Source organism: Terrabacter sp. RAF57 (assembly GCF_052113925.1).
GTDB lineage: Bacteria > Actinomycetota > Actinomycetes > Actinomycetales > Dermatophilaceae > Terrabacter.
Genome location: NZ_JBFRDT010000005.1, coordinates 152,652 through 167,206, shown reverse-complemented (window position 1 = coordinate 167,206; position 14,555 = coordinate 152,652). Strand labels below are relative to the sequence as shown.

Here is a 14,555-nt window from a genome sequence, read left to right as displayed (position 1 = left end):
AGATCCTTCGCTACCTGGCGCTGCGGAACACCGTCCGCGACCAGCCGCCGGATCAGAGCCCAATCCTCCACTGAGATCACCCAACCAATCTGTCTGGGTGGCCTCGTTTTCGACCGTCGCTATGGCCTCGTTTTCAAGCGTCGTCGACAGTCGGACACCACGGCGGTTCATCTTGTCTTGACGTCGAGATGTCGTGCGATAACTCGTGCGATAACTCCCGGCCATCAGCGGCGTGTCGCGGTCAATGGCGGTCACTCGGCGGCGGCAACAGACGAGGGAGTGCAGCAACCAAGGAACGACGAAACCGCAGGTCAGAGGGGTCTGAACCTGCGGCTTCGGGTGGTGGCCAGGGGCGGGGTCGAACCGCCGACCTTCCGATTTTCAGTGGGAGTGTTGCTGGATCGCCGTGGTCTCAATTCTGGTCTCGTTCGAGCACAATCGCCTTCGTCCAGTGGCGTTCGCCCGCAGTCGGATGAGCGTGCCGCAGCCCTGCGTGTCCCGTTGCGGACGCCTTGGCGCAGACCTCGAAAGCGTGTGTGGGGGTAACTCCACCGTGGGTTCAAATCCCACCGCCACCGCCAGTCACCTGCAGAAACGCCGGTTCGAGCCTCAGGGCCCGGACCGGCGTTTCTCGTCGTGGTCTCATTTGTTGGGCTCATCACCACCTGCGAAGACCGCCGACCGCCTGTTCGGGGGAGTTCAGCCCCGTTCAGTAGCGTCCCTTCTCGTGGGCACTTCGGTGAGGAACACGCCCCGAAAGCGGGCTTGGCGCTGTTCGCCGGCGTCCGTGACTGTACGGCCGGGACGGCCGTACGACGGGCGCCCGGGGCAGCCAGCGAAACGGCATGGGCCCTCGTGGGGAGCGTCATGCCCGGTCAGGGTCGGGCGGACGGGCCCGAGCGTGTCCGGGGCATCACGCGATCCGCGGCATAGAAAGGCGTTCTGCGCGGTCGGGTCTGGCGTGGCGAACGTCCTCCTGATGCGCTTGTCGGGCTTGGTGTCCCATCGCATCGAAGGAGGACGTTCATGTCTCACGGTAGTGGTGTCTCGCGCGGCGATCGGAACCGGAACGCTCGGCTTTCCCGGCTCCGGGCCGCGGTCCCGGTCACGAACGCGATCGTGGGGATCGACCTGGCCGACCGCAAGCAGATGCTAGTGGTGACCGACCACGACTCGAGGGTGCTGGCGCGGAGGACGTTCCGGTGCAAGGCGTGGGACCTCGGGACCGCCCTGGACTGGGCCGCCGACCGGGCCCGCGGAAGGGCTTCACGGGGGTGACGGTGGCGTGTGAGCCGACCGGGCACCGGTGGATGGTCCTGGCGCAGCTCGCCGCGCAGCGTGGGATGTCGTTCGTGTGCGTCCAGCCGGCTGCCTCGTCCTGGGCCCGCAAGAGCGAGGACCTGACCACGGACAAGACCGACGACAAGGACGCCGTCCTCATCGCCCGGCTCACCGGGCAGCTGCGCTGCTACCTGCCCGAGCCGGTCGACGAGGAGCACGCGACCTGGACCCGGCTGCGGCACCTCGGCACCCGCCGGGAGGAGCTCCTCGAGAAGCACGTCGCGGCCGTGCAGACGGTCCGTGACCTGCTCGAGTGCGTGTGGCCGGCCGCGCTCGAGAGCGCGAAGCACCCGTTCCGCTCGGCCACCTGGGTCGCTGCCCTGACCGTCGTCGTTCGCCGTGACGGCGGGGACCTGGACCGCACCCRTCGGCTCGGGTTGGCCCGTTTCGAGCGGGCTGTCCGCGCGGAGGTGACCCGTCGGGGTGGGGTCCGGCCGTGCCTGCGGATCGTGCGACGCGTCTTCGCCGCCCTCGATGACCGTGCAGGGGTGGTCGCGCACCGGGCGGCGGTGTTCGAGCGGCTCGAGTGGACCCTGACCGACTGGGACGAGACCCGCGCCAAGCTGGCCGACGTCGAGACGCGGATGGTGTCCGTCCTGGACGAGCTCGGCCTCACGACGCTGGTGACCAGCATCGACGGGCTGTCACCGGTCGGCGCCGCCGCGATCCTCGCGCAGACCGGGGACCTGAGAAGGTTCGCCTCCGCCCGGGCTGTGGTCAAAACGCCGGCCTCGCACCGCGGGAAGGCAAGTCCGGCACGTTCACCGGCCGCGCCAGGCTCACCGGCGCCGGACGGCCGCAGCTGCGGGTCGCGGCGTGGCGGGCGGTGTGGGGGTGCCTGCAGACGAACCGGGTGTACGCGGCCCGCTACCGCCACCTCACCACTCGCGAGCAGAACCGGTTGACCCCGACCCAGGCCCAGGCCGCGGTCGCCGCAGCGATCCTGCGCCAGCTGTACGCCGTCGTCACCCAACAACGCTCGTGGGACCCCGTCATCGCCGCCCACGGCACCACCACGTGGAAGGAGGCCGCGAGCACCGTTGCTGCGTAACGAGATCCAGTACCAAGCCACCAGCACGAGGCGCTGACACCCAAGAGCTGGGGCGGGGTGAGCCTTCTGCGGCATTGAGAACCCCTGGGGTATCTCGTCGGACATCGCAGGCCGCCCCGTCCCGTCGTCGACACAACCCGATCACACGCTGCCGAGCACGACCTCGATTAGCTATGCAGGGGCCGACGACGAGACACCGGCACCCGCCCAGCCCTTGACGCTAAACGCCTCACGCTGATGGTCGGACGTCGTCCGACGAGCGGCATGAGCGTGCATCGACTGCGGCAGTTCTCTCAGGAACACTGCGTTCTATATCTGACTTCGGTGGTGCTGCTTGCGATGGCCGCGCCGGCGAGTGACGGACGCGCTTGTCACTGAGTGTCGGACGCACCTCATCGACGTTTGGCAAGAAAGTGTTGATGAGATTCAGCCGCATCTCCGGGTCGGGGCCGGGGTTCTCCGGGCTGTGCGGTCACGCTTTGCGACGCATCCGTGGTGAGCGGACATAACCGTTTGCCACAGCAAGGTGCTTGCGGCAGAGGGGACTGATGTTATGAATCGGATCTGGAAAGTGGTGGTCGTCGCCGCGGTCGTAGCAGTGCCTGCCGTGGGGGCTCCTGCTGCGCAGGCGGCTCCGGCCGGCTCGTTCTGCGCGATGGACGTCGGCACAGGAGCCATATCCTGCTTCAACAGCGGCCCGGAGGTCATCTCGTTCATCAGCGGTGGGCGCGTGCAGGTCCCGGCAGGTACCAAGGTGATCTCGGACCGGCAGCGGGCCAGTATCGCCCAGAGCCCGGCGGCGAACTTCGTCCTGAACATCTCCTGGGCCGACAACAACTACACCGACGCGAGCTACTACTTCTACGCTTCCGGGGACTGCGACACCAACGCCGACGTCGACTGGTCGATCGGCGTCATGCCGTCGGGGTGGAACGACCGGATCAGCTCGTTCAAGTCCTACGGGAACTGCGCGACCAAGCTGTGGGAGAACACCTACTCCGGGTCCTCGTACGGGTTCATCGTCAATAGCTCCTACGTCGGTGACGCGATGAACGATCGAGCTTCCTCGATGCAGTTCAACTAGACCCCGCACGCTCAGGTACGCCTTGGGGTGTCGCTCCCGAGCTGCGACACCCCAAGGTGGACCTACTTGGTGGCGGCGGGCACCTTCAGCTCGGCGCACACCGTTGCGGGGCCGGGGTACACCACTAGCTGGGCCTCCACGACACAGGCTGTGAGCTCCGGCACGTCGGCTGCCCCGGCCTGGCCCGTGGAGGCGCCGTCACTGGTCATGGTTCCTGTTCGCCACATCGCAGCACACGCGTCGATGGCATCCAGCGGTGAGCGCACCCCGGTGTCGGCGTTGGTGGCGGTGGTGGCGCCGTGCTGCTTCCAGATGTCGGGGTCGGTCGTGACGCTGGCAGAGCAGTAGGCCGAGTACGCGTCGTCGGGTCGGGATACCGCGACCCACGCGGCGGCAGTGCCGCCCACCACGACGACGCTGGCGGCGGTGACGCCCACGACGGACCAGGTCCGGCGGTGGTTGCGGAACGGTGCGGTTGCCGTGTTGTCGTGGCCGGCCTCGTTCCGAATCTCGGCCATGAGTGCCTCACGGATCTGGGCGGCGCGGTGTTCGCCCATGCGCGGCCCGTCCGGCCTCTTCGTGCTCACTGTTCTAGTCCTTCCTCTGCGCTGGTGATGCCTGCCTCGAGCAGGGCTGACTTGACGCGCTCTCGGGATCTCATGAGGCGCGAACGGACGGCGGCGTGACTGATGCCAAGGACCTGGGCGGCTTCGGCGTACGTCAACTCACCGATGAAGCAGAGCGAAACGACCTGCCGGTCCATCGGCCGCAGGCCGGCCAGTGCCTGCGCCAGGGCTTGGCCGGTAGCTTCGAACGTCGCAGCGGCCGCAACGGCCTCCGCGTGGTCGGGGCTGGCCTGCGGGGCGGGGATCCTGTTCAGGACCGCCCGATATCGACGAGCGGAGCGTCGGTAGTTCCTGGCCACGTTCGTGGCGGTCATCAAGAGCCACGGTAAGGCAGAGCCGTTGACGACCCGGATCCGGGCCCGCAGGCGCCACGCCTCGAGGAACACGATCGCGGTGAGGTCATCGGCGTCCTCCACGCCGCCGAGCTGGCGGGCGCTGTGCGCAAAGACCCGCTGGCTGTGACGGTCGTAAAGAGCCCCGAACGCGTCCCGGTCGTTCCGGGCGGCTCGGTCCACCAGGACCTCTTCCGCGGTCGTGCCGATCATGCTCTGCATGACCAGTAATGTCCGATGCCGCCGTAACCGTCGCGGTCCGCTCCGGCGGGACCAAATCCCCCGGCGCTCTGACGCGAGGGAGGGCGAATCTGCTCGGACCAGAAACGGTGCGGGTACCCAGTCTGTGCCGTCACCTCAGCCGCCGGAGCCCACGACAGCGGAGGCAACGTTGGGCCCTGCTGTGGGCGAGGCGGTAGGAGTCGGTGCCCGTTTCCATGATGTGTCCGCCGTAGGTGATGCGGTCGACGATGGCTGCACACAGGCGGGGGCTAGCGAGAAGGTCGCGGTCAACCGCTTCGCTGGCAGAGCGAAGGCCAGGTCCATGGCGGCAACGTATCGGCTCTGGGGAATCGACAGGGCCTCACGATGGGGCGTGCCGCCCTCGACGAGCGGCAGAAGCGGATGTTCCCTGACGAGCATCCGCGGTGTTTTACGTGAGGCCGACGACGACTCCGACTAGGGCTACGACGCCGAGAACGATGTAGAGGCGGCCAAGAACGCGGGCCGTCGCCCCGGTGTGAAGCCGACGCCATCGAAGCACCGCAGGTCTGACGAGTACTGCTGCCCCGCAGAGAACCGAGAGTCCGTTCCAGCGGTCAACGCCCCCGGCTCGGAACGTTGCTACGGCAATCCACGAGAACGCGAGCAGTAACAGCGGTAGGCCGACGAAGGCAATGACATCTGTTCTCCACGGCCCGCTGCCGGGTTCTTCGAAGGCGAGACGGCGGTGGGGTTCGCCAGCGTGGCGGCCGCCGGGTCGGCGCTCCTTCTTCATGACGGACACGCTAGGGGACTGCACGTGGCCACCCGTTGCCGCAGCGCGCTCTAAAGGTCCGCTACTCGGCACGATCGCTCGGAGCGCGGCATGAGCGTGCATTTCATGGGAGCGTGACCCCCATGGTCGAGAGCCCACGAGTCCTGACGCTTCGACGTGTCGGGGACTGGCGTGGTCTTCGTCGTCTCACGCATGGGCGGCGTGCGTACGAGGTCAGCCTGAGTGATGGCTCCCGACGGCGCGTCTCCCGCTCGGAACTCGACAAGATGCTCGATGCGAGGAAGTACCCGGCTGACGTCTGGGCCTGCATGCAGACGGCCGACGACGCGTGGACTGCAGGCGATGACTCATTCCTTGAGTGGCCGAGTGGCCTCCCTCTGCGGCCGTAGCCGCGCCCATGAGCGGTTACGAGCCTCACCTTCGCGGCATGGTCGGGCATCAACCGGCAGACTCACATCGTGATCGACGAAGAGCTGAGCCGGGCCGTTGTGAGCTTCCTGGGTCCGCCTGGCGTGTTGGACGCAACGGAGCCGGAGCGCCGAGTAGCGGTTCTGCTGGGTGATCGAGCGTTCGATGTTGTGCCTCGGATTCGGGCGATGCTCGCCGAACTCGACGCGGTCACCCCTCCGTTCTGGAACAGCGGCAATCTGCAGGACATGGGGCACAACGTCGAGCGATGGCTTCGCACGTCTTACCCCGAACTTGATGATCAAGCCGTGACGGCCGTCGCCAACTCGTACACCTTCAACCACAAGTAGCCCGACGGCCCGGTCTCGATGAGGATGCGTGTGCGGGGCGACCGATCGGCGGCACCTCTTACGTTCAGCCGATCAGCCGAGTAAGTCGAATCTCCACGAACCCTGCGCCCATCAGGCCTTCGCTCGGGCTGCCAGCGACCATGGCCTCAACCACCTGTTCTTCACCGACGAGACGCGCTGGATCCCTGTCGTCGTAGATGACGCGCAGCGCTCTGCCCGTGATCGGCTCTCGTCGCACCAACGGCGGCATCGACCATCGTGACCTCTGCCAACCGGGAAGGGGTCCCAGGACGGGCCAGCTGCCGTCACGAAGCCCGAGGTGTCCGAAGCGGCCGATGAATACTGCGTTCTCCGGGGACAGATTCGCCAAGGACTCGAGATCGGGGAGCTGGTCACGTCGAGGCCCGAAGAAATGGCCGAAGAGAATCCCGGACGGGTTGCTCCTCGCGAGAACGCCGACGGCCACTCCGTCAGTACGCAACGGGATGGCGAAAGCAGTTCCTTCACCGAAGGCGCTCCGTCCCACAACCACCCCTGTCCTTAGTTCCTGGCAAAGCGTACGGCCCCGCCCGGCTGTGCCCGGTTTCCCACGAGCGGCAGATCCGGACGTTTCAGGTGAGTTCTGGTCTTACTTCAAAGGCGACCACGTCCGGCTCGGTTGGGTCATTGCCCCACACGGTAACCGCGTACTTGCCGGGCTTGACTAGAAGCACCTCGTACTCGCGGTTGTAGACGTCTCGAATCGACACTTGTCCCTCTGTCTCGAGGCTCAACTCGCGAAGGCGGCTCAAGCCAGCGATGTGTGGCGACCGTCCGAGCTCCACGGTCGTTGAGCCATCGTCCACTGAAAGCACCCCAACGGCCACGCAGTCTTCAGTCGCAGAGACGGCGTTGCCCGCGAACGATGCCGGGGCCGTGAACTCGTCACGTCCCACTAGCAGGACCACGGAGTTTGGCGGTTCGATCACGATGGCCACCCGGTTAGCCTGCCATCCGAGTCATGGGTGCGGTTACGTCGAGGCGGCAGCCGGCCAAGAAACGAGCGCCCCGCGGCAGATTCGGACGAGCGTAGCCGTCCTCAGTGCGGCAGTTCCGGATGTTCTCGAGCCCGGACTACAGATGGTGCTGAGTGATCGGCACGTCGTGCGGGCCGCTTTGGTCGATGATGCGGACCGATCCAATGTCGGTCCCATGCGGGTAGACGAAGGCTCCGACCAGCGCCCCCTCGTGGGCCGGGTGCTCGACGAGGTTGACCGTTTGAGTGAGACCGTCGGAAGTCGTGACTTCCAGGCCAGTGGCACCGGTGGGGACACGGATGATGGCGCCGTTGGGCACATGGTCGGCGCTACCTGTGTAGATGGACACGGGCGAGTGCGGGGAGATGGATCGGCTGCCATAGCCGCCCTTGTGAGTATGCCCGTCAGGGGTGGTGAGCCGCAGCCAGGTGATGCCGCTGTGGTCGTCGGGCTGCCAACCCAGCCGCCACGTGTCCCCGCTCGGCGAGACTCCTTCGGCGAAGATCTGCTCGTCGCGGTCCATGTTGAGCAAGGTACTTCCGGATTGCGTTGTAACGCTGCTGGGTGCCTGAGTGGTTTGCGATTGCCCCTCGCCGGCATCGCTTTTCTCGCGCCAAGCGCGGCAGATCCGGACGCTTCCAGTCGCTACGCGGTTGGTCGTCTACGCGCCTTGGATTCGAGGTGCCTCAGCCTCCGACGAAGTTGGCCCCTGAACCGCCGCTGCACCGTCTCTTGGCCCCTGAACTGCGGATCGTTCGCGGCTTCGAAGTAGTTATTCTCGGCTTCATCACGTCCGCCATCCGAGTCCACAAGTCGACCTAACTCGTCACGGAGCGGCGGGCCGCTCGGCATCCCATCGGCCCAGCCGGACTTTGGCGAGTTGCTAGTCACAACGACAGTCTGGCGCATTGGTTGGCTGTCACCAGACGCATCCGGACTTCGGCAGGATCGATCGCTCCATCCGCGGCATGACCGGATGTCAGGGGGCTAGCGCCGGTGGTGTCCCCAGCTGGCCGATGGGAATGCTTGTCGTGCCGGTGGGGCACCCCCAGCGGGCAACCGAGTCGGCAACCACACTCGACTCCGCGGTGAGGACTGGCGCATCTGAGTCGCACCGCGCACGCAGGGGGTGTCGACCGTGGTGCTCAGGGCATGCCGGCCACGCAGGATCGATACCCATCTGCCACAGCAAGACCTGGACCAGGTCCTGTACGGCGTCCGCGACCATAACGACGGCATCGCCGTCGCCGCCGATCCCGGGGAAGATCCCATCCGGGAACGCGGGCGGATGAATGGCCACGCAATCCCCGTCGTTGAGATACCCGACAGCCTCCCAGCGCGGCGTGGTCGGGGTGACACCCTCGTCGTGGACTACGGCTGCGATCCCGTTGACGTCATCGGCCCATTCCGACAGCGCGACGTGCAAACGGGTAGTCACGCCAACGTCACGAAGAACGTCCCGAGCGCTCACGTACAGAAGCTCCATCCCCGTCATGGCGTGAGCATCGCATCCATCGGGCTCGCCGGCACCTAACTCCCAAGCGTTTACCGCGACGTCGGGCGTGGCGAGTGGCAAAGCCGGCCGAGCGCAGCCGTTCTCGCGGCGGCAATGTCGGGCGTCGCTTCCGGCAGGGCGACTGCGGTCGCGCAAGAGCGTTCTTCAGTACGAAGGGGTGATCGGTGTGGTCGCTTGCCGTCAAGTCACGCCGTGGTCGTACGCGTAGTGGACGGCCTGCGCGCGGTCGCGGGCGCCGATCTTGGCGAAGATGTGGTTGACGTGGGTTTTGACGGTGGCGTTGCTCAGGACGAGCTGGCGGGCGATGTCGGTGTTGGACAGGCCGGCGGCGATGAGGGCGAGCACCTGGGCCTCGCGGGGGGACAGCCCGTCGGGCAGGTCCACCGTGGAGGCCTCCGTCTGGCGGGGCAGGTGCGAGTGCAGGGTGGCCGCCACGAGGCGCTGCTGGACCTCGGAGGCGAGGTGGGTCTCGCCGCGGGCCAGGGCGGACAGTGCCTGTTCGATCTCTTCTGCGCTGGCGTTCTTGGTCAGGTAGCCGCGCGCGCCGGCCCGCAGCGCGGGGAACAGGGCGTCGTCGTCGGCATATGTCGTGAGGACCAGGACCTGGGTTTGGGGCAGCTCAGAACGGATCCGGGCGGTGGCCTGTGCCCCGTCGAGGTGGGGCATCCGCAGGTCCATCACCACGATGTCGGGCCGGTGCAGCTGTGCTTGCTTGACCGCGTCGAGTCCGTCGACGGCGGTGGCGACGACCTCGATGTCGTCGAGGAGGCCGATGAGCATGGCGAGTCCCTCCCGCACGACACGTTGGTCGTCGGCGACGACCACCCGCAACGAGACGTTGGTCATGCGGGCACGTCCGCGTCGACCTGCCAGCCGTCCAGGTGGGGTCCTGCGTGGAGGGTGCCGCCGACCCGTTCGAGGCGTTCGCTCAGTCCGGCCAGTCCGTGGCCGCCGCCGACGGTTGTCAGGCTGTGTGGGCCGGGGAGCGATTCGCCGGTCGGACCGGGGTTGGCGCCCCGGTTCTGCACCGTCAGGCAGGTGCGGCCGCTCCGGTAGTGCAGCGACACGAGGGTGGGGGCGCCAGGGGCGTACCGGGCGATGTTGGTCAAGGCCTCCTGTGCCGTGCGGTAGAGGAGCAGATCTGTCTCGGCGGTCAGAGGGCGGGGCTGGCCCTGGACGGTCAGCGACGCCGGCACGAGGAAGTCGCGCCGGAAGCCTGCGACGAGGTCCTCGAGGTCGGCGATGCCGGGCAGACGTTCCCCGCGCAGTGCCCCGACCGCGGCTCGGGCGTTCGCGAGGCCGTCGTTGACGAGGTCGCTGGCCCGTCGGATCGCCTCCTGCACCCGCGCGCTGGTGGGCTCGCGGGCGGCGAGGAGCCGGGCGCCCTGCAGTTGGATCGCGGCGCCGGACAGGCAGTGGGCCAGCACGTCGTGTAGCTCGGCGGCGATCCGGCCGCGCTCGGCGAGGGCCGCGGCGCGCGACTGCTCGTCGCGGGCTTCAGCGAGCTGGGCGAGGAGGAGCTCGGTGTGGTCCTGGGCTGCGCGCGCGGCGCGCACCACGTACGCGACCAATCCCAGCAGGGCGTTGAGGAGGGTGGCGGCCAGCACGGCCGCGGCAGTGGCGCCGCCACGCAGCGCGGCGATGTCCTGGCCTACGGTGATGGCCACGCCGACAACGACGCCCAGGGCGAGTGGCAGACGGGTCATGGCCATCCACACCGCGGCGCCGACCGCCAGCCCGGTCGCACCGCGCGGCTGGAGGGCGACCAGGCCAACCCCGGCGACCCCCATGACGGCGATGACTGCGACCTGGACCGTGGGCGGGCGGTCGAGGAACCGGTCGCTGATGGCGACCGCGGTCGTCGCGGCATACCCGGCGAGGGCCAGGGTCACGCCGCCGGGCGCGCCGCGTAGGCCGGGGGTCGGCGTCGTCGTCAGGGCGGTGGCGGCGACCACCGCGATGACGGCCCATCCCAGTGGTCTGAGCAGGTCACGCTGGTGGCGCAGTCGTTCGAGCGCGGCTGCATGGGCCTGCGCGGTCCTGCCACCAGGGCTTCCTGCGCGTGTCGTCATGGTCGTCACCTCGCTGGCCGTGGGCCGTGGCGGTCCTGGGAATCGCCTAGGACTCCATGGAACCCCCTCGGGCCGGCGCAAGCGAGCCCGAGGAGGTACACGAACCCAATGAGAAGGGGGGACAGCTCAGACCCGGTCGCCCGACAGGGTGATACCGGCAGGGTGGCGTGGGGCGAGTCGCTGCCCGCGAACCTGCACGATGACCAGGCGGGCGGTGACCTCGCACAAGGCCATGGAGACCAGGGCCAGCGGCCAGGCTGCCGCACTGATGTGGTGGACAATGCTGAAGTCGCGGATGGCCGGCCCCGCGCCGTGCTCGAGGGCGAACACGAAGACCAGTCGAGCGCTGATGCCGATCAGGAGCAGTGCCGCCGCGACGGGGCCGACGCGGGCGAACCGGGAGCCGTCCGCGTCGGCTCGGACGTGCGTGGCGTAACCACACAGGACACCCAGGCCCAGGCCGAGCAGGGTCAGGGCGAGGACCAGGGTGAGGTCGGAGCCGCCGGTGGGGATGGTGTGGACGTAGTGGGTGGCGACGAAGACCACAAGGGCCATCGGCGCAATGATGCTGCGGGCGTCCAGGCGCCGCTCCCGGGCCTGGCGAAGCACGACGAGAAGGAAGATCGCGTTGATGAGGTAGTCGGTGAAAGTCATGCCTCAAGGCTGCGCGGCACACACCCGTCACGTCGTCGGAGCCAGGGTTGATCCCGGGTTGAATCGCCAGTCAACCCCCAGTCCGATGGACACGCCGACAGCGGCAATGTCGGACATCCCGTCCTCCGCGCGGCTACTAAGAGACTTCACGCAGGATCGATGTCTGGCCAGACTCGGTCTAGGTGCTCGGCGGGACGCTCTCAATCGCGGCTGCCCACCCGGCCCGCTCGGGTGTGGCTCTCAAATGGACTGCGCCTCGTCGGGCGCCGTGACGAGGCGTGGCTCAAGAGGGGACTGCCCAGCTCGTAGTAGCACTGCCCACCTCGCCGTTCCTATCGGTTCCAGGAAGTGCAGGAGGCGCCATGACGGGCGTGATCATCGGGGTCGATCCCCACAAGCTGTCGGCCACCATCGAGGTCGTCGACCATCACGGCCACCTGTTGGGGTCGGGCCGGTTCACGACCGACAAGGCCGGCTACGCCGCGATGCGCCGCTACGTGAAGACGTGGCCGCAACGAACATGGGCCGTCGAAGGAGCGAACGGGGCTGGAAGGCCACTGGCCCAACGGCTCCTCGCCGACGGGGAGCGGGTCGTGGACGTCCCGGCCAAGCTCGCCGCCAGGGTTCGGCTCTTCGACACCGGTCACAACCGCAAGACCGACGCGCTCGATGCGCACTCCATCGCGATGGTCGCCGTGCGCACCGCGGGGCTGCGTGAGCTGGCTCCTGACGGTGAGCTCGAGGCGTTGCGGATGTTGGCCGACCGTCGCGACGAACTGTCCCACCGTCGGGTGCAAACGGTGAACCGGCTGCAGCGGCTGCTGTCGGAACTCGTTCCAGGACAACGGAAGCGAGACCTGTCCGCACTGCAGGCCAAGGCGATCCTGGCCTCGGTACGGCCACGGGACATCGCCGGGAAGACCCGACGTCGGATGGCCGCGGAGGAGCTGGCCGACCTGGTCGTGGTCGATGCGAAGCTGAAGACGATCAAGGCCGAGCTGCGCGCCGCGGTCCTGGCTCGCGGGTCGAGCCTGATGGAGATCACCGGTATAGGGCCGGCAGGGGCCGCACGGATCTTGGCCGACGTCGGGGACATCGCCCGGTTCGCCGACCGGAACCGGTTCGCCTCCTGGACCGGCACCGCCCCGCTGGACGCGTCTTCCGGTGAGCATGTCCGGCATCGTCTGTCCCGGGCGGGGAACCGGCGGATGAACCACGTGCTGCACATCGCGGCCATCGTCCAGCTGCGTCACGACACCCCCGGCCGGGCGTACTTCCTGCGGAAGGTCGCCGCCGGCAAGACCCGGATGGAAGCACTGCGCTGCCTCAAGAGGCGTCTGTCCGATGTCGTGTACCGGCGCCTCGTCGCCGACGCGCGAGCAGCCGACACGGGCCCGGGAGGGCACTGCGGGGCGACTCTTCAATCCAGCGCGGTCGACCTGCACCCGCACATCGACACTTCGGATCAGCCACTTCCCGGACCCGCAACACCGACGCTACGCCCGACCCCGCCACCCCGAAAGGCCGCAACACCAAAGGCGCACGCATCGGCCTCTTGACACAGAGGGGAGCCATTTCCGGATGTTCCTTACGGCGCGGAAAGCCCTAACGCATCGAGTTGTGCGCGGACGTTCTCGTACTCGGCGTCGGGGTTGAGCGCAGCGAGGATCGCGAGGTCGAGTGGCTTTGACCTGTAGACGGCGTTGACCGCCGCTTCGTCGGGGCTCACCTCAAAGTAGTCCTGGGCGAAGCGCGCGAACGCCTGAGGGCGGTCGTCGAGGATCAGTTCGAACAGCTCCTCGGCGCCGTCGGGGTCTGGCTCGCCCTCCGGCGGGATGGCCGATCCGGTGTGCCACCGGTGTCCGTCCTCGGACCAGAAGGCGGCCGTTGCCATGAAGGTGTCGGCGAGCTGGAAGCGGGCGTCCCGAGTCAGGGGTTCGAACTGGGCCGGCATGCCGTCGAGGAGGCCGGGCCACACCGCGACCGGGGTCCGGGTGAAGGGGTTCATCGGGTACTCATGCGCGAATCCCCAGCCGAACACGGCGTTCTGGGTGGAGGCGATGAAGTAGCGTTCGCCTGAACCGTTGTCCATGCTGGCCAACGCCACCCCGGAGGGGTCGCGCGGTTCGAAGCGGAAGTAGCGATCGTCCGGGTCATCGTCAGGGCTCATCGCGACGTCAAGAATGGCGAGAGCCACGGACAGTTCGCGCAGGCGGACCGGGGTTGGGAGTCGTTCAAGCAGGTCGGCCATCGTCATGACCGGCAGCGTTACACAGAATCACGCTCTCGTACGCGCACAGCCGCAGTCCTCGGCGCGGCAATGAGGACGTTCTCGCCGCCACGGCCGCCGGAGGGGCAGACTCTGCCTTGTGATGCTGCTGGAGTTCTGGCCTGACTATGGCTCAGGGCCGTTGTGGACCGAGGATGGCAAGGCCGCCGACCTGAGCTCGCTTGGCCTCTCGGATGAGCTGGCCGAGCAGCTCACGGTCTGGAACAGCCGCTACGCGGAGGACAAGGTGCCCATTGAAGGGAGCGGCGACAGTGCCTGGCTGGGCGAAGGAGTCAGTCTCCTTCGCCGCACGCGAAACGCACTTGGATCCGATTTCCACGTCGTCGTGACGGAACCTTGGTGGGGAGAAGACCTGACCTGATCGCGGCAGAAGAGGGCATGTTCGTCTCCAATCTGACACGCTGCCGCCATGCCCATTGAGCCTCGCGAAAACGGTCCCGCGCGTCCACCCACTAGGTCGTGGTGGGTGACGGGAATAGGCGCAGTCGTGGCGCTCGTCGGGGCAGCCGTGGCTCTCTGGGGTGCGTTGTATCTCCGCTTCGCACTTGCACCCGACAACAGGACGAACCCCCTGAGAGAGATCGGGTTGGCCGTCGGTATCGGCGCGAGTGTCCTTGGGGCCGTCGCATGTTTGGGCGGGCTTGCGCTGGTTGTTCGGTACCGGCCCACGAGGCGCGGATCCCAATCGGTGGTAAGCGGCCACTAGGTCCGCCGAGTCGCCCGTGGAGCGGCATGTGCGAGCGTTTGGCGGTGGCGGCCTGACCGGCCTTCGAGGAAGAAGTGCGGCTGGTTGCGCTGCTCGGCCTGCGCTCGCAGGG

The 14,555-nt window shown here is 67.7% G+C and carries 17 protein-coding genes and 2 pseudogenes; 6 read left to right on the top strand and 13 right to left on the bottom strand.

What is annotated here, in order from left to right; genetic code table 11:
• Positions 1-255: hypothetical protein (locus AB4Y83_RS09730; protein WP_442296718.1), on the bottom strand; the 255-nt coding region annotated here is incomplete at its 3' end.
• Positions 256-1,202: 947 nt separating this feature from the next.
• Here AB4Y83_RS09730 and AB4Y83_RS09725 point away from each other — a divergent pair.
• The 3 genes and pseudogenes from AB4Y83_RS09725 to AB4Y83_RS09715 form a co-directional block, all read left to right on the top strand.
• A pseudogene (locus tag AB4Y83_RS09725) lies at positions 1,203-2,048 on the top strand (IS110 family transposase); the annotation flags it as partial.
• 194 nt (positions 2,049-2,242) lie between these two features.
• The gene (locus tag AB4Y83_RS09720) at positions 2,243-2,392 is read left to right on the top strand and encodes a hypothetical protein (RefSeq protein WP_256796257.1); all 150 of its coding nucleotides are present in this window, start codon (positions 2,243-2,245) and stop codon (positions 2,390-2,392) included.
• Positions 2,393-2,963: 571 nt separating this feature from the next.
• Complete coding sequence (locus AB4Y83_RS09715; RefSeq protein WP_442296717.1) at positions 2,964-3,476, top strand: hypothetical protein; 513 nt, start codon at positions 2,964-2,966, stop codon at positions 3,474-3,476.
• Positions 3,477-3,538: 62 nt separating this feature from the next.
• Here AB4Y83_RS09715 and AB4Y83_RS09710 read toward each other — a convergent pair whose 3' ends face one another.
• The 4 genes and pseudogenes from AB4Y83_RS09710 to AB4Y83_RS09695 form a co-directional block, all read right to left on the bottom strand.
• A complete protein-coding gene (locus tag AB4Y83_RS09710; RefSeq protein ID WP_256796259.1) occupies positions 3,539-4,063 on the bottom strand; it encodes a hypothetical protein in 525 nt (174 codons plus the stop codon).
• The gene (locus tag AB4Y83_RS09705; RefSeq protein WP_256796260.1) at positions 4,060-4,656 is read right to left on the bottom strand and encodes an RNA polymerase sigma factor; all 597 of its coding nucleotides are present in this window, start codon (positions 4,654-4,656) and stop codon (positions 4,060-4,062) included. The genes AB4Y83_RS09710 and AB4Y83_RS09705 overlap by 4 nt, the downstream gene beginning before the upstream one ends.
• A gap of 130 nt (positions 4,657-4,786) precedes the next feature.
• A pseudogene (locus AB4Y83_RS09700) lies at positions 4,787-4,924 on the bottom strand (AAA family ATPase); the annotation flags it as partial.
• A 162-nt stretch (positions 4,925-5,086) separates the two neighbouring features.
• Positions 5,087-5,431 (bottom strand): hypothetical protein, encoded by a 345-nt coding sequence (locus AB4Y83_RS09695; protein ID WP_442296716.1) that lies wholly within the window; start codon positions 5,429-5,431, stop codon positions 5,087-5,089.
• 458 nt (positions 5,432-5,889) lie between these two features.
• On the opposite strand from AB4Y83_RS09695, the gene AB4Y83_RS09690 reads away from it, so the two are divergent.
• Positions 5,890-6,189, top strand: coding sequence for a hypothetical protein (locus tag AB4Y83_RS09690; protein ID WP_442296715.1), 300 nt, complete (start codon positions 5,890-5,892; stop codon positions 6,187-6,189).
• A gap of 64 nt (positions 6,190-6,253) precedes the next feature.
• Here the strand turns inward: AB4Y83_RS09690 and AB4Y83_RS09685 are convergent, their stop codons facing one another.
• The 7 genes from AB4Y83_RS09685 to AB4Y83_RS09655 form a co-directional block, all read right to left on the bottom strand.
• Positions 6,254-6,715, bottom strand: a complete 462-nt coding sequence (locus tag AB4Y83_RS09685) for an Imm26 family immunity protein (RefSeq protein WP_442296714.1) — start codon at positions 6,713-6,715, stop codon at positions 6,254-6,256.
• A gap of 85 nt (positions 6,716-6,800) precedes the next feature.
• The gene (locus tag AB4Y83_RS09680; protein ID WP_442296713.1) at positions 6,801-7,166 is read right to left on the bottom strand and encodes a hypothetical protein; all 366 of its coding nucleotides are present in this window, start codon (positions 7,164-7,166) and stop codon (positions 6,801-6,803) included.
• A 136-nt stretch (positions 7,167-7,302) separates the two neighbouring features.
• Positions 7,303-7,728: a hypothetical protein gene (locus tag AB4Y83_RS09675; protein WP_442296712.1), complete on the bottom strand. Its 426-nt coding sequence runs from the start codon at positions 7,726-7,728 to the stop codon at positions 7,303-7,305.
• 456 nt (positions 7,729-8,184) lie between these two features.
• The gene (locus AB4Y83_RS09670) at positions 8,185-8,700 is read right to left on the bottom strand and encodes a hypothetical protein (RefSeq protein ID WP_442296711.1); all 516 of its coding nucleotides are present in this window, start codon (positions 8,698-8,700) and stop codon (positions 8,185-8,187) included.
• A gap of 201 nt (positions 8,701-8,901) precedes the next feature.
• Complete coding sequence (locus AB4Y83_RS09665; protein ID WP_442296710.1) at positions 8,902-9,567, bottom strand: response regulator transcription factor; 666 nt, start codon at positions 9,565-9,567, stop codon at positions 8,902-8,904.
• Entirely contained in the window at positions 9,564-10,793 is a 1,230-nt protein-coding gene (locus AB4Y83_RS09660) for a sensor histidine kinase (RefSeq protein ID WP_442296709.1), read from the bottom strand. Before AB4Y83_RS09660 ends, AB4Y83_RS09665 begins: the two co-directional genes overlap by 4 nt.
• Positions 10,794-10,919: 126 nt before the next feature.
• Positions 10,920-11,447 (bottom strand): hypothetical protein, encoded by a 528-nt coding sequence (locus tag AB4Y83_RS09655; protein ID WP_442296708.1) that lies wholly within the window; start codon positions 11,445-11,447, stop codon positions 10,920-10,922.
• A 362-nt stretch (positions 11,448-11,809) separates the two neighbouring features.
• Here AB4Y83_RS09655 and AB4Y83_RS09650 point away from each other — a divergent pair, with 362 nt between their 5' ends.
• The gene (locus tag AB4Y83_RS09650; RefSeq protein ID WP_442296707.1) at positions 11,810-13,006 is read left to right on the top strand and encodes an IS110 family transposase; all 1,197 of its coding nucleotides are present in this window, start codon (positions 11,810-11,812) and stop codon (positions 13,004-13,006) included.
• A 29-nt stretch (positions 13,007-13,035) separates the two neighbouring features.
• On the opposite strand, the gene AB4Y83_RS09645 is transcribed toward AB4Y83_RS09650, so the two are convergent.
• A complete protein-coding gene (locus AB4Y83_RS09645) occupies positions 13,036-13,704 on the bottom strand; it encodes a hypothetical protein (protein ID WP_442296706.1) in 669 nt (222 codons plus the stop codon).
• A 115-nt stretch (positions 13,705-13,819) separates the two neighbouring features.
• Between AB4Y83_RS09645 and AB4Y83_RS09640 the strand changes: the two genes are divergently transcribed.
• The gene (locus tag AB4Y83_RS09640) at positions 13,820-14,098 is read left to right on the top strand and encodes a hypothetical protein (RefSeq protein WP_442296705.1); all 279 of its coding nucleotides are present in this window, start codon (positions 13,820-13,822) and stop codon (positions 14,096-14,098) included.
• The last annotated feature ends 457 nt before the right edge of the window (positions 14,099-14,555 follow it).